Annotated in this window: 17 protein-coding genes; 12 read left to right on the top strand and 5 right to left on the bottom strand. The window is 63.1% G+C overall.

Annotated features, from left to right (window positions below; genetic code table 11):
• Positions 1–161 precede the first annotated feature (161 nt).
• From AC07UX_RS09805 to AC07UX_RS09820, 4 genes are all read left to right on the top strand, one after another.
• The gene (locus tag AC07UX_RS09805) at positions 162–1,712 is read left to right on the top strand and encodes a S10 family peptidase (protein WP_495191703.1); all 1,551 of its coding nucleotides are present in this window, start codon (positions 162–164) and stop codon (positions 1,710–1,712) included.
• 94 nt (positions 1,713–1,806) lie between these two features.
• Complete coding sequence (locus AC07UX_RS09810) at positions 1,807–3,024, top strand: toxic anion resistance protein (protein ID WP_495191704.1); 1,218 nt, start codon at positions 1,807–1,809, stop codon at positions 3,022–3,024.
• A gap of 97 nt (positions 3,025–3,121) precedes the next feature.
• A complete protein-coding gene (locus tag AC07UX_RS09815) occupies positions 3,122–3,832 on the top strand; it encodes a hypothetical protein (RefSeq protein WP_495191705.1) in 711 nt (236 codons plus the stop codon).
• A gap of 18 nt (positions 3,833–3,850) precedes the next feature.
• Positions 3,851–4,003 (top strand): hypothetical protein, encoded by a 153-nt coding sequence (locus AC07UX_RS09820; protein ID WP_495191706.1) that lies wholly within the window; start codon positions 3,851–3,853, stop codon positions 4,001–4,003.
• A gap of 312 nt (positions 4,004–4,315) precedes the next feature.
• Here the strand turns inward: AC07UX_RS09820 and AC07UX_RS09825 are convergent, their stop codons facing one another.
• Both AC07UX_RS09825 and AC07UX_RS09830 read right to left on the bottom strand, forming a co-directional pair.
• Entirely contained in the window at positions 4,316–5,173 is an 858-nt protein-coding gene (locus AC07UX_RS09825) for an SMP-30/gluconolactonase/LRE family protein (RefSeq protein ID WP_495191707.1), read from the bottom strand.
• Positions 5,173–6,318, bottom strand: a complete 1,146-nt coding sequence (locus tag AC07UX_RS09830) for an aldose epimerase family protein (RefSeq protein ID WP_495191708.1) — start codon at positions 6,316–6,318, stop codon at positions 5,173–5,175. The genes AC07UX_RS09825 and AC07UX_RS09830 overlap by 1 nt, the downstream gene beginning before the upstream one ends.
• Before the next feature lie 123 nt (positions 6,319–6,441).
• Here AC07UX_RS09830 and AC07UX_RS09835 point away from each other — a divergent pair, with 123 nt between their 5' ends.
• On the top strand, positions 6,442–7,752 hold the full coding sequence (locus AC07UX_RS09835; protein ID WP_495191709.1) for a sugar MFS transporter: 1,311 nt from the start codon (positions 6,442–6,444) through the stop codon (positions 7,750–7,752).
• A gap of 58 nt (positions 7,753–7,810) precedes the next feature.
• On the opposite strand, the gene AC07UX_RS09840 is transcribed toward AC07UX_RS09835, so the two are convergent.
• Positions 7,811–8,581 (bottom strand): FadR/GntR family transcriptional regulator, encoded by a 771-nt coding sequence (locus AC07UX_RS09840; RefSeq protein WP_495191710.1) that lies wholly within the window; start codon positions 8,579–8,581, stop codon positions 7,811–7,813.
• Between the two features lie 204 nt (positions 8,582–8,785).
• Here AC07UX_RS09840 and araD1 point away from each other — a divergent pair, with 204 nt between their 5' ends.
• From araD1 to AC07UX_RS09875, 7 genes are all read left to right on the top strand, one after another.
• Positions 8,786–9,778, top strand: a complete 993-nt coding sequence (gene araD1 / locus AC07UX_RS09845; RefSeq protein ID WP_495191711.1) for an AraD1 family protein — start codon at positions 8,786–8,788, stop codon at positions 9,776–9,778.
• 10 nt (positions 9,779–9,788) lie between these two features.
• Entirely contained in the window at positions 9,789–10,715 is a 927-nt protein-coding gene (locus tag AC07UX_RS09850) for a Gfo/Idh/MocA family protein (protein ID WP_495191712.1), read from the top strand.
• A 20-nt stretch (positions 10,716–10,735) separates the two neighbouring features.
• Complete coding sequence (locus AC07UX_RS09855) at positions 10,736–12,304, top strand: alpha-N-arabinofuranosidase (RefSeq protein ID WP_495191713.1); 1,569 nt, start codon at positions 10,736–10,738, stop codon at positions 12,302–12,304.
• A 106-nt stretch (positions 12,305–12,410) separates the two neighbouring features.
• Positions 12,411–13,445, top strand: coding sequence for an arabinan endo-1,5-alpha-L-arabinosidase (locus AC07UX_RS09860; protein ID WP_495191714.1), 1,035 nt, complete (start codon positions 12,411–12,413; stop codon positions 13,443–13,445).
• Between the two features lie 38 nt (positions 13,446–13,483).
• A complete protein-coding gene (locus AC07UX_RS09865) occupies positions 13,484–14,911 on the top strand; it encodes a family 43 glycosylhydrolase (RefSeq protein WP_495191715.1) in 1,428 nt (475 codons plus the stop codon).
• Positions 14,912–15,161: 250 nt separating this feature from the next.
• A complete protein-coding gene (locus AC07UX_RS09870; protein ID WP_495191716.1) occupies positions 15,162–17,990 on the top strand; it encodes a TonB-dependent receptor in 2,829 nt (942 codons plus the stop codon).
• 125 nt (positions 17,991–18,115) lie between these two features.
• Positions 18,116–20,143 (top strand): MGH1-like glycoside hydrolase domain-containing protein, encoded by a 2,028-nt coding sequence (locus AC07UX_RS09875; RefSeq protein WP_495191717.1) that lies wholly within the window; start codon positions 18,116–18,118, stop codon positions 20,141–20,143.
• An 8-nt stretch (positions 20,144–20,151) separates the two neighbouring features.
• Here the strand turns inward: AC07UX_RS09875 and AC07UX_RS09880 are convergent, their stop codons facing one another.
• Both AC07UX_RS09880 and AC07UX_RS09885 read right to left on the bottom strand, forming a co-directional pair.
• Positions 20,152–20,886 carry a hypothetical protein gene (locus tag AC07UX_RS09880; protein WP_495191718.1) on the bottom strand — a complete coding sequence of 245 codons (735 nt, stop codon included), beginning with the start codon at positions 20,884–20,886 and terminating at the stop codon, positions 20,152–20,154.
• A gap of 212 nt (positions 20,887–21,098) precedes the next feature.
• A complete protein-coding gene (locus tag AC07UX_RS09885) occupies positions 21,099–21,401 on the bottom strand; it encodes a hypothetical protein (RefSeq protein WP_120250935.1) in 303 nt (100 codons plus the stop codon).
• Between the last annotated feature and the right edge of the window lie 46 nt (positions 21,402–21,447).

The following is a 21,447-nucleotide window of genomic DNA, read 5'->3' on the forward strand; positions in this document are numbered from 1 at the left end:
CAATGCTCTCCTACCCTTTGGAGGGAAAGGCTGACCTTGTTTCCACCCACCACCCCGTTGCTTTACAAAAGCACAATATCTCCTTGCCCTACAGGCCGAGCTTTCTATGGTGCGGCGCGTCGCCGATAATATACCATATCCTTGCCAGGAGCCTTCTCCCGATGCGGTCTGCCGCCACCTTCGCTTTCGCCTCCATCCTCGTCCTCGCCACGCCAGCCCTTGCGCAGAAGGATGCGCCCGACGCCGCAAAACAACATGCCGACAAGATTGCCGAGCAGGTCTCAGCCAACTGGGCGAGCGCGCCGGTCGAGGAAGTGACGCAGAGCAGCAAGGGCACGGCCCGCGTCGATGGCAAGGCCATCCCTTATACCCAGACCGCCGGTACGCTGACCATCCGTGACGCGAAGGGCAAGCCGGTCGCGAGCATGTTCTACACCGCCTATACGGCGGCGGGTAAGAACCGCCCCGTCACCTTCCTCTATAATGGCGGTCCCGGTTCCTCGTCGCTGTGGCTGCGCATGGGCAGCTTCGCGCCGGAACATGTGCGCACCGGCAACCCGGAAGCGGTCAAGCCCGCCCCCTTCGATGTCGGCCCCAATAATGACAGCCTGATCGGCAGCACCGACATGGTGTTCCTCGACACCATCGGGTCGGGCTATTCACGCATCCTGGGCGATGCCAAGCCGTCCGATTTCTACAGCGTCGATGGCGATGTGGACGCCTTTGCCAAGGCGATCATCCGCTACACGACCAAGAACGGCCGCTGGGCGTCGCCCAAATATATTTTCGGCGAAAGCTATGGCACGACCCGGTCGGGGGCGCTCGCCTATCAGCTGGAGGATCGCGGGCTGGCGCTGAACGGCGTGGTGCTGCTGTCGTCGATCATGAATTACGGCATCCGCCAGTCGGGCTTCGATGCTATCCATGTCGGCTATCTGCCCAGCTACGCGGCGAGCGCCTGGTATCATAACCGCGTGCCGGGCGGCCGTCCCGAAAGCCTGGAGGCATTCGTCGAGGAAGCCCGCATCTTCGCCAATGGCCCCTATGCCACCGCATTGCTCAAAGGGTCGGACATCAGCGCGCAGGAAAGCGACGCGATCGCCCAGCAGCTCAGCCGCTTCACCGGCCTGTCGGTCGATTATCTCAAGCGCGCGAACCTGCGCGTCAGCCTCAGCCGCTTCCGCAAGGAATTGCTGCGCGACGGGCATGAGACGATCGGCCGTTTCGACAGCCGCTACAAGGGGATCGACGCCGACGCAGCGGGCGAGGAACCGGAATATGACCCCTCAAGCACCGGCATCACCGGCCTTTATGTCGGCAGCTTCCTGGATCAGCTGACGAACAAGATCGGCTACAAGACCGACCTGGACTATCGGCTGAGCGCGCGCGAGGGCGGCGATTTCAAATGGGACTGGAGCCATAGCCCGCCCGAAGGCGGCAAGCAGAATGTCGCGGACGTGACCGCCGACCTTTCTGCCGCGATGCGCACCAACCCGCATATGCGCGTGCTGTCCCTGAACGGCTGGTACGACATGGCGACGCCCTTCTTTTCGACCGAGCGTGACCTCAAGCACATGATGCTGGAGCCGCAACTGCGCCAGAACCTCCAGTTCAAATATTATCCGGCGGGCCACATGGTCTATCTGAACCCGGAGGCGCTGCACCAGATGCGGCTGGATATGGAGCGTTATTACGCAGAGGGTGCGCGCTGATTGCATCGGGCGCGGGGCCGGGCCATAATCGCCATTGAAGAGCCACTGTTATAGTTACATATAACAGCTCATGCGATTTGTCCTTGGAGACGACATGGCCAGCACCGCGCCCACCACGACTGCCACTGCCGACGCCCTCAACCTGTCCCCGCCCGATCCGGTGCCCGTGGTCGCGCCGGAAAAGGCGTCCGGCCTGGTCCCGATCGAGGACGAGAAGAAGTCCAAGCTGGACGAGAAGGTGGACGCCTTCGTCGCGGACCTGGTCGCACAGGACGCCAATTCCCCGGAGTTCGGCGCGCGGGTCGATCAACTGACCAATATGGGGCGGAAGGAGATCGCCGAGGCCGCCGGGCACAGCAATCGCTTCCTCAATCGCCCGGTGCGCGCCATGGACAGCGATACCAAGGTCGGCGCGGATCTGGCCGAACTGCGCCGCACGGTCGAGGATCTGGACCCCGGCAAGCGCGGCAATCTGCTGGCGTCCAAGAAGCTGTTCGGCATCATTCCGTTCGGCAACAAGATGCGCGACTATTTCGACGGCTATAAGAGCGCGCAGGGCCATATCAATTCGATCCTGGGGTCGCTGGCCAGCGGCAAGGACGTGCTGATCAAGGATAATGCCGCGATCGACGTCGAGCGGCAGAATATGTGGGCCACCATGGGTCGTCTGGAACAGATGATCCATATCAGCAAGACGATGGACGCGCGGCTGGAAGACAAGGCGCTGGAACTGGATTCGTCCGATCCCGCCAAGGCGAAGGCGATCCGCGAAAGCGCGCTGTTCTACATCCGCCAGCGCACACAGGACCTGCTGACGCAGATGGCGGTGACGGTGCAGGGCTATCTGGCGCTGGATCTGGTCAAGAAGAATAATGTCGAACTGGTGAAGGGCGTGGACCGCGCCAGCACGACCACCGTGGCGGCGCTGCGCACCGCGGTGACGGTGGCGCAGGCGTTGGCCGGGCAGCGGCTGGTGCTGGAACAGATCAGCGCATTGAACAATACGACCGCGAACATGATCGACCGGACCGGCGAATTGCTGAAGAGCCAGACCGCGCAGATTCACGAGCAGGCGGCCAGCAGTACGATCCCCATCGAGACGCTCCAGCGCGCGTTCCAGAATATCTACGATACGATGGACAATATCGACGCCTTCAAGCTGAAGGCGCTGGAGAATATGAAGACGACGGTGAACACGCTGTCGGGCGAAGTGGAAAAGTCCAAAGGCTATATCGCCCGCGCCGAAGGACAGGCGCAGGCGGCCAAGGACGTGCGCGCCGACAATCCGTTGCTGAGCGCGATCGAGGGTTGAGTAGAATGTGCCGCCCCACCCCGTTCGGTTCGAGCCTGTCGAGAACCCATGCGCACCGGTTCTCGACCGGCTCGAACCGAGCGGAGGGGAAGCAGGCATGAGCCGGTCCGACCGCATATTGGCCGATGCGGACGCCGTGCTCCGCCGCCATAGCGATCGCGGCCAAAGCCTGTCCGCGCGCGCGCGGCAGCGGCGCAACGCCGGGCTGATGCGCAAGATCAAACATGCCTTCTGGGCGGTGCTGGCGATATTGCTGGCCAGCGCGGTGGCGGGCTTCGTCCTGCCGCTGGGCACCACCGGCGTGATGATCGTGCTGGGCGTCATGATCGCGGCCGTGCTGCTGATCGCCCTCGCGCCGACGGAAGGCCGGGTGAAGACGGAGGCACTGGCAAAGACCGAACTCGCCGCCCTGCCGCTCAAGACCGAAATCTGGCTGGAAAACCAGCGCAAGGCCCTGCCCGCCCCCGCCGTCACGCTGGTCGACAGTATCGGCGTGAAGCTGGAGATGCTCGCGCCGCAGCTGGAGCGGCTGGGTGAGCAGGAGCCGGCCGCGCAGGAAATTCGGCGCCTGCTGGCCGATCATCTGCCTGAACTGGTGACCGGCTATCAGTCTATCCCCGCCCCGCTGCGGCGGGAGGAGCGCAACGGCCGCGTGCCCGAAAAACAATTGGTCGATGGATTGTCGGTGATCGACGCCGAAATCAGCCGGATGAGCGAGAGCCTGGCCAGCGGCGACCTTGACAAATTGGCCACACAGAACCGCTTTCTTGAACTCAAATATCAGGAAGCCAAGGAACTGGGGGCTTAGCGCCGTCTTGTTCCTATCATGATCCACCTCACGCTCATCATCGTCGATTTTCTGACGGGCCTGCTCGCGGCTGGCGCGTGGGCGCTCGCCTCTGCCGGTGGCGCGATCGCGGCCTTGGTGGGCGGCGGTGTCCTCAGCCTGTCGCTGTTTCGCCGCTGGCGCCGCCGATAAGGGCAGTCCGGCGCCGTGATGCGCCTTTCCGTCTGTACGAGGCCGCCATCCCCGCACGAAGCAAGTGCGTGGCAGAGATAAAATCGACCAGCGATGTGGGGAAAAATCGTCCCGGACGACCGATGGCGCGTGCAGTTCGCCAGCGGACCGTCCGGGATCGCAACATCGCATGACTTTGGAGAGGGCATGACAACGTTGTCCTGGCGCTCTAGCCGATTCGGTATCGCTGCGCAACCGGATTTGCATGGCATAAACGAAGGGCGCGGCTGCCTGATGACAGCCGCGCCCCGTCGGCACCTATGATGGGCCGCCTCAACCCGCGTAAAGGTTGGTCGGCAACCCGCATACGCCGCTCTCGACCTCGAAGAAGCCACCGTCATATCCGGTCGGATCGTCGAGGCCCACGGTCGCCGAACTGACGAACATGCGATCGAGCTTCGGTCCGGCGAAGGTGATGTTCGTCACCTGCCGCGCGGGCATGGCGATGGCGCGGTCCAGCTTGCCCTCCGGCGTGAAACGGCTGATCCGGCTGCCGCCCCAATGGGCGACCCAGATATGGCCTTCCGCATCCACGGTCATGCCGTCGGGATAGCCGTCCTCCTCGCCGAACTGGATGAACGGTTCGCGCTCACGCGCGCCATCCTCGGTCCGGCGGAAGCGGTACATCTGCTTCTTCGCGGTATCGCTATGATAAAGCCACTGGCCACAGGGAGAGAAGCAGGGACCATTGGGCACGCGATAGTCGCTGTCCACCACGGTCCAGCTGCGGTTCGGCGCCAGGCGATAGAGCGCGCCGCGGTCATGCTCTTCCGCCATGTCCATCGTACCGCACCAGATATGGCCCTGCGCATCCGCCTTGCCATCATTCATCCGGTTGCCAGGAAAATGCGGCTCCGGATCGCCAAAAGGCGTGATGGTCAGCGGGTCGAGGCTGATGTCGGCAAAGCCGCTCTGGAAGCCGCCGATGAAGCCACCGGCCTCCCGTTCGGCCACCCAGCCGAGCGGCTCAGGCATGGTGAAACGCTCTACCGCGCCGCTTTCCAGCGACAACCGGTTCAAGGCCGGCGCAAGGATATCGACCCAAAAGACCGCGTTCCCGCGCGCCGACCATAGCGTCCCCTCCCCCAATGTGTCAGCGACATCGCGCTCGATCAGCCGCCACTCCGGCATCAGCGCGCCACCGACAGGCGATAGATCATCTCATGATGATAGGGTTTGCCGGGATCGACACGGGCCGAAATGAAGTTGGGCCTGTTGGGCGCATCGGGGAATTTCTGCGGCTCCAGCGCGATGCCGTCGCCCATGCGATACACATGGCTCTGCTTGCCGATGAAGGTGCCGTCCAGGAAGTTGCCGGTATAGAATTGCACGCCCGGTTCGGTCGTCAGCACTTCGAGCACGCGGCCCGACATCGGATCTTCCAGCCGCGCGGCCAGTTGCGGGGTCTTGGTCAGCCCCTTGTCCAGCGCCCAATTATGGTCATAGCCCCGACCGGCGATGATCTGCGCATCGCGGCCATCGCGCAGGCCATCCGCCACGCGGCGGGGCTTGCGGAAATCGAACACGCCGCCTTCGACCGGCTTGAGCTCACCTGTGGGGATAAGGTTCGCGTCCACCGGCGTATAGGCCTTGGCGGGAATAGTCAGCAGATGGCCCATCGCACCATCGGGCGAGCCTTCGCCCTGAAGGTTGAAGATGGCATGGTTGGTCATGTTGACGATGGTCGGCTTATCGGTCTTCGCGTCGAAGGCGATGCCAAGGTTGCCGGCCTCGTCCAGCGTGTAGGTGACGGTCACGTCGAGCTTACCGGGATAGCCCGAATCGCCGTCGGGGCTGGTCAGGCCCAGCACCAGGCTGGCCTTGGGACCGCTCTTCAAGGACACCACCTTCCACAGCTGCTTGTCGAAGCCCTTGCCGCCGCCGTGCAGCGTATTGACCTTGTCATTGAGGGGAAGCTGATAGGCCTTGCCGTCCAGGCTGAACTTGCCGCCGGCGATGCGGTTGGCATAGCGGCCCACGGTTACACCGAAGAAATTGGGATGATCGACATAGTCCTTGAGGTCGTCATAGCCCAGCAGCACGTCCGCGCTCTTGCCATCCTTGTCCGGACCGGACAGGGACTGGAGCGTCGCGCCATAGGTCAGGATCCTGGCCGAAACACCCGCGCCGTTCTTTAGCGTAATCGTCTCGACCGCAGCACCATTGGCCGTTCCTGCGGGGGCGCGGCTGGCTTCGGCAGCAAGCGCCGAGCCGCTTGCGAGACCAAGGGCCAGCGCGTATGACAACGCTGTTTTCAAATCGACGACCTTTCGCATGGACTTCCTCCCGATGACTTGCGCCCATTGACGGGCGGTTGAGGGAGATATACTCCGACAAAATAAGCAGGCGCAACCCTTGATCGGGCGGCCTGCTACTGGAACTGCACTGGAGAAGGATGAATGGCAGGACCGATCTCGTCTGGCGCTGCGCCTGTCGCAACGCATAACCCCGGCACACGCTACGGCCCTGCCCTCGCGCTACTTGCCAGCCTCTTCTTCATGTGGGGCTTCATCACCGTCATCAACAACACGCTGCTGCCGCATCTGCGCAGCGTGTTCGAGCTGAGCTACACCCAGACGACCCTGATCGAATCGGTCTGGTTCATCGCCTATTTCGTCGCCTCCATCCCGTCGGCCAAGCTGATCGAACGGGTCGGCTATCAAAAGTCGATGGTCACCGGCCTGCTCGTCATGGCGGCCGGCGCGCTGGGCATGACGGTCGCGGCGTCTATCCCCTCCTACGGCGTAACCCTCGTCATGCTGTTCGTGATCGCCAGCGGCATCACCCTGCTCCAGGTCGCCGCCAACCCCTATGTCGCGGTCGTCGGCAAGCCGGAAACAGCCTCTTCGCGCCTCAATCTGGTGCAGGCGATGAACTCGGCCGGCACGATGCTGGCCCCGATGTTCGGCGCCTATCTGATCCTGGGCCGGTCGAAGGGTGGCACGGCGCAGGGCGAGGTGGTCCTGACACAGGCCGAACGGCTGGCAGACGCCCAGTCGGTGGTCCTGCCCTATATTCTGGTCGCGATCGTTCTGGCCGTGCTGGCCGTGGTCATCGCCCGCTTCCCGCTGCCCGCCATGGGCAACGCGACGCAGCGCCATAACAAGGAAGAGCGCAAGAAATATTCGCTCTGGAACCATCGCAACCTGGTGTTCGGCATCCCCGCGATCTTCATCTATCTGATCGCGGAAATCGGCGTCGCCAACCTGTTCATCAACTTCGTCAGCCAGCCCACCATCGCCAACCTGACGCATGAGCAGGCCGGCAACTATCTGTCGCTGCTATGGGGTGGCATGATGGTCGGCCGGTTCGCGGGTTCGGCGATCATGCAGAAGTTCGACGCCGGCCATGTCCTCGCCGCCTTCTCGATCGGCGCCTTCGTCGTCATGCTGGTCACGGTCTTTACCACCGGCCCGGTCGCCATGTGGTCACTGATCCTGGTCGGCCTGTTCCACTCGATCATGTTCCCGACCATCTTCACGCTGGGCATCAAGGGGCTTGGGCCTCTGACCGAGGAAGGATCGGGCCTGCTCATCATGGCGATCGCCGGTGGCGCGCTGGTGGTGGTGCAGGGCTATCTGGCAGACCATTATGGGTTGCAGACCAGCTTCCTGCTGACCGCCGCCTGCGAACTCTACGTCCTCTTCTACGCCCTGTGGGGGTCGAAGACGACCAACGCGCTGCCCGACCAGCAGGTCGCGGCGAAATAAAGCCAAGGGTCGCACTTCGGAACGCAAAAGGCTGGAGCGGATTACCGCTCCGGCCTTTTTACTGTCCTGTTCCCATCGCACTCGCCGTATCTTCCAGCGCCAGATCGACCAGCACCCCCATCGCCTCGGCCGCCGCGACCGGATCGCCCGCCGCGATCGCGTCATAGACGCGGACATGGTCGGGGATCGGATTGCGCGGCAGGGCGCGGGCGCGCTGCTTATATTGCGTCGTCCAGTTGACCGCCGCACCGATGCTGGCGGTCAGCACCAGCAGCGCGTCGTTACGGGTCGCGTTCAATATCGCATTGTGGAAATCCCGGTCCGCCGCGCGCCCAGCCTCGGTCGCCAGCGTGTGGCGGCGCATCGCAGCGAGCGCATCCTTCATGATCTTGAGATCGTCCTTGTCGCGCCGCTGCGCCGCCAGCCGCGCGGCCGCCGGTTCCACAATCGCACGCAGTTCGAACAGGTCGCGCACGAATTGAATGTCCGGCTCCCCGGCAAAGGCCCAGGCCAGCACTTCGGGATCGAGCAGGTTCCAGCGATTGCGCGGCAGCACGCGCGTCCCCGCCTTGGGCCGGCTTTCCACCAGCCCCTTGGCGGTCAAAACCTGGATCGCCTCGCGATAGGCGCTGCGGGACACTTCCAGCTCCTCGGCAAAGGCCACCTCGCCCGACAGCGTGTCGCCGGGCGCATATTGGCCGGACAAGATCGCCATGCCCAATTTATGCGCGATCGCGCCATGCAGCCGACGCCCCGGTCCCCGGACCGCCTTGGCTCCGCCGCCATTGTCCGTCTCATCCCTGTGCAAAGACGGATTTTCCTTCACCATTTCCGCTCCTCTTGCCTCTCCCCAATGAGGCACAAGCTTCGCTACAACACAAGCATTGCCATTACCATCATCCTGTAATATGTCGGAGTAATTACCGGATTCACCGCTGCTGCCCGCGTCATCATGGCGATGGCGGGCCTGCGGCGAAACGTCTTGCATGTTGGATTGAGCGCCATGTTTGAGGCGCGCGGGAGGAGAGTTTTCATGACATTGCGCCTGTTGCAGCACCGTTCGGACAATGGCGATCGGTCGGTCATCGCCGCTCAGGGCGACGCTGCCTGGTTGGTGCCTGGCTTCACCACCATCCGCGCGCTGGCGCTGCATGCAATCGCGCAGGGCATCGACCTTACCGCCGCGGTCGATGCCGCCGGCAAGGGTGACGCCATCGACATCGCCGCCGAATTCAAAGCCAATCGCCTGCTCGCCCCCATCGATCATGACGATGGCGCCCATGTCCAGCTGACCGGCACGGGCCTCACCCACCTCGGTTCGGCCGAAGGTCGTGACAAGATGCACCGCGAAGCCGCCGCCGTCGAAAAGCAGACGGATTCGATGCGCATGTTCCTGGAAGGGCTGGAAGGCGGCAAGCCGGCAGCCGGCGAAACCGGCCAGCAGCCCGAATGGTTCTACAAGGGCGACGGGTCTCAGCTGGTCGGCCCGACCGACGCGCTCACCATGCCCGCCTTCGCCAAGGATGGCGGCGAGGAACCCGAACTGGCCGGCATATACCTGATCGGTGAGGACGGCACCCCCTATCGCCTCGGCCTCGCGCTCGCCAACGAGTTCAGCGACCATGTGACCGAGCGCCATAATTATCTGTGGCTGGCCCATAGCAAGCTGCGTCAGGCCGCGCTTGGCCCGGAACTGCTGGTCGGCACCCCGCCCGAACATATCGAAGGCGCCAGCCGCATCATCCGCGACGGCGAAACGATCTGGGAAAAGCCGTTCCTGTCGGGTGAGGGCAATATGTCGCACAGCTTCGCCAACCTGGAACATCATCATTTCAAATATGACCTGTTCCGTCGTGCCGGCGACGTGCATGTCCATTTCTTCGGCACCGCGACCCTGTCTTTCAGCGACGGCATCGTGCCGCAGGAAGGCGATGTGTTCGAAATCATCGCGGCGCCCTTCACCCTGCCGGTGCGCAATGCGCTGAAGCGCGCTGCCCCCGTTCAGGTCGCCGTCAAGCAGCTCTGAACCCGTCGACATGGACCCGATCCGCATCGCGATCGTGGGCATAGGCAAGATCGCGCGCGATCAGCATGTGCCCGCGATTCTGGGCAACAGCGCCTTCAGCCTGGCCGCCACCGTCAGCCCGCATGATGCCGGCCTGGACGGCGTGCCCCATCATGCCAGCCTGGACGACCTGCTCGCCAAAGGGCCGGCGGTAGATGCCATCGCGCTCTGCACCCCGCCGCAGGTTCGTTATGACTTGGCGACGCAGGCGCTGAAAAAGGGCATCCACCTCTTCCTCGAAAAGCCGCCTGGCGCGACTTTGGCCGAGGTGGAAGCCCTGAAGGCGCAGGCCGACAAGGTCGGCGTCAGTCTGTTCGCCGCCTGGCACAGCCGCTTCGCCGCCGGGGTCGCCCCGGCGCGGGCCTGGCTGGCCGAGCGCCGGATCGACAAGGTATCGATCGTCTGGCGGGAGGATGTCCGCGTCTGGCATCCGGGACAGGCATGGATCTGGCAGCCCGGCGGCCTTGGCGTGTTCGATCCGGGCATCAATGCGCTCTCGATCGTCACTCATATCTTGCCGCGCCCCTTCTTCCTGAAGGACGCGACATTGGTGCTGCCGGAAAATCGCGCCGCGCCGATCGCCGCCGACCTTGCCTTCCGCGATACGGCGGGCGCGCCGATCCACATGGATCTGGACTGGCGCCAGACCGGCCCGCAAAGCTGGGACATCGTCGTCGATACCGACGCCGGGACGCTCAAGCTCAGCCATGGCGGCGCGGTGCTGACGCTGCCCAGCGGCACGGACCATGGCGAAGATGTCGAATATGCGGGCCTCTATGCCCGTTTCGCCACGCTGATCCGGGGTGGCCGATCGGATGTCGATACCAGCCCGCTGCGTCTGGTCGCCGACGCCTTCCTGCGCGGCACCCGCGAAACGACCGAAGCATTTCACGACTAAATTCCAACAGGGAGAGGAATATGATGAAATCTCTGCGCCGCACCACCGCTGCGTTGTTGCTGTGCGCCAGCGCGCTGGCGACGACCACCGCCGTCGCCGACACCAACGGCAAGCCGACCACAGCGACCATCCACGCCGACAAGCCCGGCGCGGTCTATGACAAGGCGATCTTCACCCAGTTCGCCGAACATCTGGGCAACGGCATCTATGGCGGCCTTTATGTCGGCAACGACAAGTCGATTCCCAACACCAACGGTTTCCGCAACGATGTCATTTCGGCGCTGAAAAATCTGTCGGTGCCGATCATCCGCTGGCCCGGCGGCTGCTTCGCCGACGAATATCACTGGCGTGAAGGCATCGGCGCGAAGAACAAGCGCCCGGTCAAGATCAACACTCATTGGGGCGGCGTGACCGAACCGAACAGCGTGGGCACGCATGAATTTTTCGAACTGATCCGTCAGGTCGGGGCACAGGCCTATATCGCCGGGAATGTCGGCAACGGCACGCCGCAGGAAATGGCGGAGTGGGTCGAATATATGACCTCGCCCGCCGGCAGCCTGGCCGATGAACGCGCCAAGAACGGCCACAAGGCGCCGTGGGCCGTCCCCTATTTCGGCGTCGGCAACGAATTGTGGGGTTGCGGCGGCAATATGCGCGCCGAATTCGCCGCAGACGAAACCCGCCGCTACGCGACGTTCGTCAAGGCCCCGCGCGATACCAAGATCCTGAAGATCGCCGCTGGCGCGAATGTCGACGATTACAACTGGACCGAAACGATGATGCGGGTGGCGGGCGACAAGCTCGACGGCGTATCGCTCCATTATTATGTCCATCCCGCCGGTGGATGGCCGCCGCGCGCGCCCGCCGTCAATTTCGACGAAAATGGCTGGGCCGATGCGCTGAACGGCGCACGCAAGATGGACGAGCTGATCACCAAGCACAGCGCGATCATGGACAAATATGATCCGGCCAAGCGCGTCTTCCTGGCGGTGGACGAATGGGGCAGCTGGTATGCGCAGGACGAAGGCACGCATCCAGGCTTCCTGCGCCAGCAGAACACGCTGCGCGACGCGCTGATCGCGTCGATCCACCTCGACATCTTCGCCAAGCATGCCGACCGCGTACGCATGACCGCGATCGCACAGATGGTGAACGTGCTTCAGGCGATGATCCTGACCGAAGGCAAGAAGATGGTGCTGACGCCCACCTATCATGTCTTCGAAATGTACAAGCCCTGGCAGGATGCGACCGTGTTGCCGATCGACATCCAGACCCCCTGGTATGCCAAGGATCAGTTCACCATGCCCGCCGTCAGCGGATCGGCCGTGAAGGGCAAGGATGGCAAGGTACATGTCGGCCTGTCCAACCTCGACCCGAACCAGCCTAACACGGTGACGGTGAAGCTGGATGGCCTCGATGCCGCGACCGTCACCGGCCGCGTGCTGACTGCCGGCGCCATCAATTCCCACAACACGTTCGACGCGCCCGAAACCGTCAAGCCCATCGCCTTCACCGGCGCGCAGGTCAGCGGCGGTACGCTGACCGTGACGCTGCCGGCCAAGTCGGTGGTGGTCCTGGAACTGAACTAAACTGTTTGGAGCGGGCGGTGGGTGGAATAACCGCCCGCTCCATCCCCTGCCGTCAAGCCCCTGCCAGCCGGCAGGGGCTTGACGCTGACGATAAGGAGAGGCCCGGATGACCCGGCAGATCATGTTCACGCTGGCGGGCCTCGCCCTGTTCGCGACCACCACATCGGCCTGCGCCCAATCGGCGCCCGCTCCGGCCGCGACGCTCAACGATCGCCTGACCGGCGACCTGGTCCCCACCCATGATCCGGTGATCGCGCGCGAAGGCGACACGTATCATGTGTTCAGCACCGGCCACGGCAAGCGGTTGATCGAAACGCGCAGCTCGCCAGACCTGATCCACTGGACCGCAGGCGACCCGATCTTCACCGCCCTGCCTGCCTGGGCCAAGGAAGCGATCCCCGGCAGCGACGGCATGTGGGCGCCCGATATTTCTTATGTAAACGGCCGCTACCGCCTCTATTATTCCGTCTCGACCTTCGGCTCCAACCGGTCCGCCATTGGCCTTGCCACCAGCCCGACGCTGGACCCCAAGGCCAAAAATTATGCCTGGCGCGACGAGGGCCTCGTCGTCATGTCCACAAAGGACAGCGATTACAACGCGATCGACCCCAGTTTCATCATCGACCGGACCGGCCGTCACTGGCTGTCGCTGGGCAGCTTCTGGACCGGCATCAAGCTGTTCGAACTGGACCCGAAGAGCGGCAAGCCTAAAGACCCCAAAGCAAAGCCTGTCAGCATCGCCCGTCGCCCCGCCCCCGCCGGCGGCCCGGCCCCGGTCGAAGCGCCCTTCATCGTGGATCATGGCGGCTATTATTGGCTGATGGTCAGCTACGACTATTGCTGCAAGGGCGTGAACAGCACCTATTACACCGTGATGGGCCGCTCCAGGGACATTACCGGCCCCTATCTGGGCAAGGACGGAAGCCCCCTGATGGACGGTGGCGGCACCATCTTCCTGCGCGCCGACCTTCAGGAACAGCAGCGGTTCCGTGGCCCCGGCCATGCCGGCTGGCTGCACGACAAGGACGGAAAGGACTATGTCGTCTATCACGCCTATGACCGCCAGGCGAACGGCGCCCCCACCTTGCGCATCGCCCCGGTGCGCTGGGGGGCTGACGGCTGGCCACAAGCACAATATTGACCCCCTTCAGTCCGACTGACCTATTCGGAGAGATTCTGATGCCCTTCACCCTGTCCCGCCGCGGCTTCATCGGCACCGCCGCCGCCCTCTCTGCCGTGCCGGGCATCGCCCGCGCCGCGTCGACCCCTGCGGCTGCACCCGGCCCCATCAATCCACTGGTCAAGCAACGTGCCGATGCGCAGGTTTTCCGTCATGACGACGGCATCTATTATCTGACCGGCTCCGTCCCCGAATATGATCGCCTGGTCCTGCGCCGGTCCAAGACGCTGGCAGGCCTGACCACCGCGAAGGAAGCGGTGCTGTGGCGCCATGAGGAAAGCGGCCCGCGCTCCGGCTTCATATGGGCGCCGGAACTGCATCAGATCGACGGCAAATGGATCATGTATTTCGCCGCAGGCCCCAGCGGCGGGGGCGACGATGTGTTCCGCATCCGCACCTATGCCGTCATCTGCGACGGCCCTGATCCGATGACCGGCAAATGGAGCCTGCTGGGCGAACTGGAAACGCCCTGGGACAGCTTCAACCTGGATTCGACCAGCTTCGTGCACAAGGGCGTTCGCTATTTCGCCTGGGCGCAGCGCGAACCGGGGATCGACACGAACAGCAACCTCTATATCGCCAAGCTGGAATCCCCGCTGAAGTTGGGCGAGAAGGTCACGCGCCTGACCGTGCCGACGCTCGACTGGGAAATTCGCGGATACAAGGTCGCCGAAGCCCCCGCCGTCCTGCATCGCAACGGCCGCCTGTTCATGACCTATTCGGCCAGCGCCACCGATGCGCGCTATTGCCTGGGGCTGCTGACGGCGGATGAAAATGCCGACCTGCTCGACGCCAGGAGTTGGACGAAATCGCCCCAGCCGGTCTTCGTCACCAACACAGCCACCAGCGTCTATGGCCCCGGCCATAACAGCTTCACCGTGGACGAGCAGGGCCGCGACATCCTCGTCTATCATGGCCGCGACTATGAGGCGATCCAGGGCGATCCGCTGTTCAACCCGGACCGCCACACCCGCGTCCAGCGGCTCTATTACACCGCCGACGGCACGCCCGATTTCGGCGTGCCGGTGGGCAATGGCCCGCTGCCCGAACGCTTCATTTCTTCGACCAATCCCAAGCAGTTGATGGCCCATGACGGCACTTCGTTGATCGTGGGCAACCCGTCGCTGGCGCAAACCCAGTTCCGCCAGATGCCGGGCCGGGCCGGGGCGCGCAGCGTCATGCTGTCCCCCATATTGATGCCGGACCATTTTCTGGTCGCCGGCGCGGATGGATCGCTCAGCCTGCAACCGGACAGCAAAAGCGCGGACTTCGCCCTGCGCAGCCAATTCGTCCGCTTCGACGAAAAGGCGCTGCACGCCGCGCGCTTCGTATCGATCGCCGTGGCAGGCAAGGCGATCGGCATCGCGGCGGACCAGCTGACACTGGTTGCAAGCCGCGATCCCAGCGCCTGGTGGCATATCGACTGACGCCATAAGTCCGACTATTCAAACCCCAACGGGCGCCCTGCCAGTGGTAGGGCGCCCGTTTTGCATCGCTAACGTAGCGGAAACATGGCCGAAAATTCGCTATTCCGGCTCTGCGGCAATAATATCACATCGCCGAAATTTCACTGCAATGGTCTGCAAAATTCCGCTTGCGATTCATTTGTCGGAGCAATAATTAGTCTGAGTAATTCATGCATGGCGTAGATGCGCCAGCTTATGGGGAGGATATCCAATGGCATTCAAGCCGCTCGCACTCGGTACTGCATCCGTCCTGGCAATCATGCTCGCCGGCGCCGCCCACGCGCAGGACGCGGCCACCGTCGCACCGCAGGATGAAGCCGCCGACATCGTCGTCACCGGTGTCCGCGCCTCGATCGTCGGGGCGCTCAACGTCCGAAAGCAATCGACCCAGATCGTCGATTCGATCGTGTCCGAAGACGTCGGCAAGCTGCCCGACAACAACGTCATCGAAGCGCTCCAGCGCGTGACCGGCGTTCAGGTTACGAACCGCACCGGCGGCGAAGCGGCCGGCATATCGATCCGCGGTCTGACCGACGCCCTGACCACCCTCAATGGCCGCAACATCTTCACCGCTGCCGGTCAGGCCTTCTCGCTTCAGGATATTTCGGCCAACCTCGTCAACCGTGTCGATGTGTTCAAGACGCGCTCTGCCGACCAGATTGAAACCGGCCTGGCCGGGCAGGTTGACGTGCAGACCCGCCGCCCCTTCGATTTCGACGGCTTTGCCATTTCCGGCCTGGCGCGCGGCATCTACAATGAACAGGCCGACACCTATAACCCCAACGTCGCGCTGCTGGTCAGCGACCGCTGGGAAACCGGCATCGGTGACATCGGCATTTTGGTGAATGGCAGCTATACCCGCACCAAATATCGCGACCAGACCGTCACCGCCGGCGCGTTGGTGCCCTTTGCCGACATGAACCCGACCGCCGGTACCGGACTCAGCGCGTTCCAGCGCATCTTCCCGGTTGGCCGCGATCCGATCACCGGTGAATTTGGACAGGCTCCGGCATTGGGCGCATGGGATCCCGGCCTCAACAGCGGCCTGCCGACGGCTGCCGGTTCGACCATGCTCGTCAACGGTGTGGAAACCCCCTACTATCTCTCGCGCGATGCGGTGTTCAGCTCCGACCTCTATGGCAAGCGGGAACGTCCGTCCTTCAACGTCGCTCTGCAATGGGCGCCCAACAGCAGTTCGGTCTATACCGCCGAAGTCTTCTATGCTGGCTATCGCGGCGAAACCTTCAACAGCCTGCAATTCAGCTTCGTCGATTATTGGGACAATCCGGTTGCTCCGACGCTGTATGACGGGACCAACATCGTCAAGTCGCGCACGGCCAACAATGTCTATGGCTTCAACAGCGGCGATTATACCAAGAGCAAGACCGACAGCTTCGTCTATGCCCTGAACGGCAAGTGGGATCTGGGCGATCGCGGCAAGATCGTCGGCGACATCGCCTATCAGACCAGCAAGGTGCAATCGTCGTTCATGGCCATGCGGACCGATCGCGTCGCCAGCCAGATCAATGTCGACTATAATGCGGGCGGCGGCATCCCTTCCTATCATTTCAACGACGACAGCCTGCTGACCGACCCCAGCGTCTGGAATGTCGCGCAACTGTACGACAATGCCAATCGTGACAAGGGCAGCGCCATCACCGGCACGCTCGACGGCTATTATACCTGGGACGAAGGCTTCATCCGTCAGATCAAGGCCGGCATCCGTATCGACCAGCGCAAGGCATCGACGGCACTGCGCACGCAGGATGCAGGCGCTCCGCTGACGGCAACCTCGCTGGCCGGTCTGGGTCAGGGCGCCGCCTTCACCAATTCCGACTTCTACCAGGGCGGCGCGGACGTCCCCACCAGCTGGACGCTGGCCAACGGCTATTGGCTGCACGACAATGCCGACACGGTTCGCGGTCTTTACGGCCTGCCGACGTCGGAGCAGTTGTCGCTTCAAAAGGTGTTCGACATCGATGAAAGCACCATTGCCATGTATTTGCAGGTCGATGGCGAAATCTCGATCTTCGGCCGTCCGCTGAAACTACAGGCTGGCGCCCGCTATGTGACGGTCGATACCGATTATAATTTCTTCGACCGCTATAATGGTGGTGCGCGGACCAGCGTATCGTCTGGCTCGGATCGCTGGCTGCCCAGCTTCACCGCGCGGTACGAGATTTTCGACAATCTGCGCCTGCGCTTCAACTATGGTGAAACGCTGCGTCGCCCCAACTTCACCGACATCAACCCCAATTACAACCTGACCGGCGACCTTACCAATGTCGGCTATGGCAGCGGCACGGCGGGCACGGCCGGCCTCAAGCCCACACATTCGAAGAATTTCGACGCGGCGCTGGAATGGTATTTCGAACGCAACAGCGCCATCACGCTGACGGCCTTCCGTCGCGAGATTCAGGGGCTGGTCGTTCCGCTCACCGTTCAGGAATATATTCCCAACAACGGCATCGTGGCCGGCGCGACGGATAATTTCGCCATCACTCGCCCGGTCAACGCATCCAACGGGGTGTTGAAGGGGCTGGAATTGGGCCTGACCTATTTCCCCAGCTATCTGCCGGGTCCGCTGAACGGTCTGGGCTTCGTGGGTAGCGTGACCGTCCTGGATTCGAAGCAGAATATTCCCGAAACCAATTCGGCCGGCGTCGTCACCGGGGAATCCACTTCGTCCTTCTTCGGCGTATCGGACCTCAGCTACAACGCCACATTGGCCTATGATAACGGCCCGATCGGCGCCCGCCTGTCCTATATCTGGCGCAAGGAGTTCCTGGCAAACAACGAAGCTCGCCTGTTCGCCAACCCGATCGGCGTGTGGCGCAACCCGGAAAAGAGTCTTGATCTTCAGCTCACCTGGAACGTCAACGACCGCCTGGGCGTGACCTTCGACGCGGTGAACCTCACCAAGTCGAAGCAGCAGACCTATTATAAGTTCGAAGATGTGGGCGGTCCGGACCAGTTCAACCTCGGCACCACCCTGCTGGCGCGTACCTTCGCGCTGGGTGTCCGCTACACCTTCAAATAAGTGCCCATGGGGCGCGGCGTCTCCTCGTCGTGCCTCATAACATGGCGGCCGTATCGGGATGCTCTCCAGTCCCGCTACGGCCGCCATATTTGTTTATGCTACAGAGGGTATGACCGATGCGCGCGATGAAGATGATCCTGCTGGCAGGCGCAGCCCTGATGGGCATCGGCGCGGCGTCGGCGCCGCCATCCACGATGGACACCGCCGCCATCGCCGCCCAGCGCTTCGGCAACGACGCGCCCTGGTATCGGGACCGCATCCCCTTCTTCGAATCCGCCGACCCGAAACTCGACGCGGTCTATTATTATCGCTGGGCGCTCTATCGCGGGCATCAGCGCGATCTGGGCGCCGAAGGCTATATCACCACCGAATTTTTCGACGATGTCGACTGGCAACGCCATCCCTATGCCAGCCTGAACGACGCCAGTGGTTTCCATATCGGCGAGGGGCGCTGGCTGAACGACCGCCGCTTCGCCGACGACTATATCAACTTCATGTATCGCAGCGGCGGCAACGACCGCCATTTCACCGATCATATGGCCGACAGCGTCTGGGGCCGTTATCTTGTCGATGGCGACCGGGGTGACGCGATCGAACATCTGCCGGTGATGAACCATATCTATCGCCTGTGGGACGATAAATATGACTTCGCCAAGGGGCTGTACTTCGTCGAGCCGCTGCTGGACGCCACCGAATATACCGTTTCCTCCATCGACGCATCGGGCGGCAAGGACGGCTTCAGGGGCGGCGACGCTTTCCGCCCCTCGGTCAACAGCTATATGTTCGCCAATGCCCGCGCACTGTCGAAAATGGCGGAGATGGCGGGCGACAAGGCCATGGCCGCCGACTATGCCGCCCGCGCCGACGCCCTGCAAAAGCGCGTGCTGAACGATCTGTGGAGCGACAAGCTCGGCCATTTCATCGACCGCCACCAGTCGAAGACCGACTTCGTCAAATATTGGGACCCGATCCGCAATCGCGAACTGGTCGGCTACCTCCCCTGGATGTTCGACCTGGTGCCCGACGACGCCAGATATGCGGCTGCCTGGGCCCATCTGCTCGACCCGGCCTCGCTCGCCGGCAAGGCGGGCATGCGCACGGTGGAGGCCAATTACGAATATTATATGCGCCAATATCGCTATCTGGGCAGCGCCCCGGAATGTCAGTGGAACGGCCCGGTCTGGCCGTACCAGACGACGCAGGTGCTGCACGGCATGGCCAATTTGCTGGATCACCGAAAGCAGACCGGCCCGGTCACGCGCAGCGCCTATATGCGCCTGCTGCGCCAATATGCAGCGCTCCACTATCAGGGGGCCGGTCAGTCTAGGCGCCTCGATATCGAGGAGGATTATCACCCCGAAACCGGCAAGCCGATCGTCGGCCTCGACCGCAGCCACCATTATTTCCATTCCGGCTTCAACGACCTGATCCTGACCGGTCTGGTCGGCATCCGCCCGCGCGCCGACGATGTGCTGGAGGTCAACCCGCTTCTGCCCGACGCCCGCGATCCGCAGGCGCTGGCCTGGTTCCGGGTGCAGGACGTCCCCTATCATGGCCACAGGGTCGCCGTGACATGGGACGCGGACGGCAGTCATTACAGGCGCGGCAAGGGCCTCTTCATCGACGTGGATGGTCAGCCGGTCGCCCACCGCGAAACGCTGGGACGGATCGAAGTCCCGGTGTCCCGCGCCGCCGCGCCCGCCATCCAGCGCCCGATCAATCGGGCGGTGCAACTGGTCCGCGGCCAATTCCCGATCGGCTCGGCATCCAGCAATGGCGACGTCGAAAATGTCCATGATGCGATCGACGGTCGCGTCTGGTTCTTCCCGGAACTGCCCAATGGCTGGTCCTCGGCACCCTCGTCCGCCGATCAATGGTATGCGATCGATCTGGGCAAGCCCACTGACCTCAGCCGCGCCGAACTCGCCTTCTTCGCGGATGGCAAGGGTTTTGGCGTACCGCAAAACTACCGGCTTCAGGCCTGGGTGGACGGCGCCTGGCGCGACATCGCTACACCCACGGGCAGCCCGGTCGCCAACGGCATCACCGACGTCCGCTGGCCGCGATTGCAGACGAGCAAGGTCCGCCTGCGCTTCACCCAGGCCAGGGGCAAGGCGACCCGCCTCGCCGAATTCAAATTGTTCGCGGACTGATCGGCCCCTCAGCCCATATCACTGGAGCGGGCGGCATTCAGGAAGGGCTGGACCCGCAGCCGGGGAAATACCTCTTCGATCGGCTTGCTGTCCGGCAGGATATAGACATAGCCGCCCTTGCGCCGGAACAGCGGGCTGACCTTGGTATAAAAGACCTTGGGCACGTTGATGCAGCCGAAGGTGATGCGATTATCCTCGATCTCCGGCGAAAGCATGCGCTCCTTGCGCTTCTCCTTGGGATTGCCCGGCGGGATGGTGTGCAGCGCGACAGAGGTGGCATAATCGACCCACAGCACGCGCTGCCTGCCCGCCGCCACGCCGAACTTCGCCAGGAAACGCCCGGCCGGCGTCGTCTTTTCCGCAGGGCCGATTTCAGCCAGGCTCTTGGCGCCGATCCCCGGCGTCGCATCGTCGCCCGGCGCGATGCCGATCAGCACCGGTGCATGATCCAGCATCTTGCCCTTGCCATCGAACAGATAGGCGGCGGCCCCCTGTTTATCGATGACGATATAGGGCAGCGCGTGATTGTCCTTCGCCGAGCCCACCCAATCGACCACGCGGGTCGTGCCATCCGACAATATGGGCGGCGGCGCCTCCACCGTCGCGGCGGCGGGCGCCGACTTCGTCTTCGCCGCCTTCTTCTTGGCGGTAGCGGATTTGGGCGCAGGCTTCTTGACGGCGGCCTCGGCCGGAACGGCGGTGACGAGCGCAAATCCCGCCAGCGCCAGAAAAGCACGGATCATTTTTTATCTACACTCATGAATAGGTTCTGGCACAAAGCGGCCGGCGTCCTAGGGGGAAGACGCCGGCCGGAAAGGTCATGATCTTATGGCACGGACGCACACCGACGGGGGTCGGTGGCAACGAATGTTGCACATCCGCTTTATGATCGCATCGTCATGAACCGGCGGAGGGAGCCCGCCGGCCATGCGATGCTTGAAGCCGCCCCGCGGGGTCAGTTGCGCGCGCGCTTGCGCTGGGCGGCCTGAAGCTGCTGCTCGACTCCATCGACGCGACCGTTCAGCTGGTCGAGGCGCTGGCTGTTCTGCTGCGCCTGGCCGGACGCCGACTGCGCCTCTGCCAGAGCCTGCTGGGCAGTGCCATCGGTGGTCTGCAATTTCGCATCGAGCGCATCGACGCGCTGATTGACGGTCGCGACCTGTTCACGGACGAACCCCTTCGTGGCGCAGCCACCCAGGCCCAGCGAACCGATCAGAACGACGGCCAGCGGGGCCATTTTCGTCATAGAGGGCGACATGTTTTTCTCCTTATTGGTAACACAGCCGCAACAGTCGAAGCCGAGC

It is taken from the genome of Sphingobium sp. GW821-FHT02B05 (assembly GCF_059421905.1).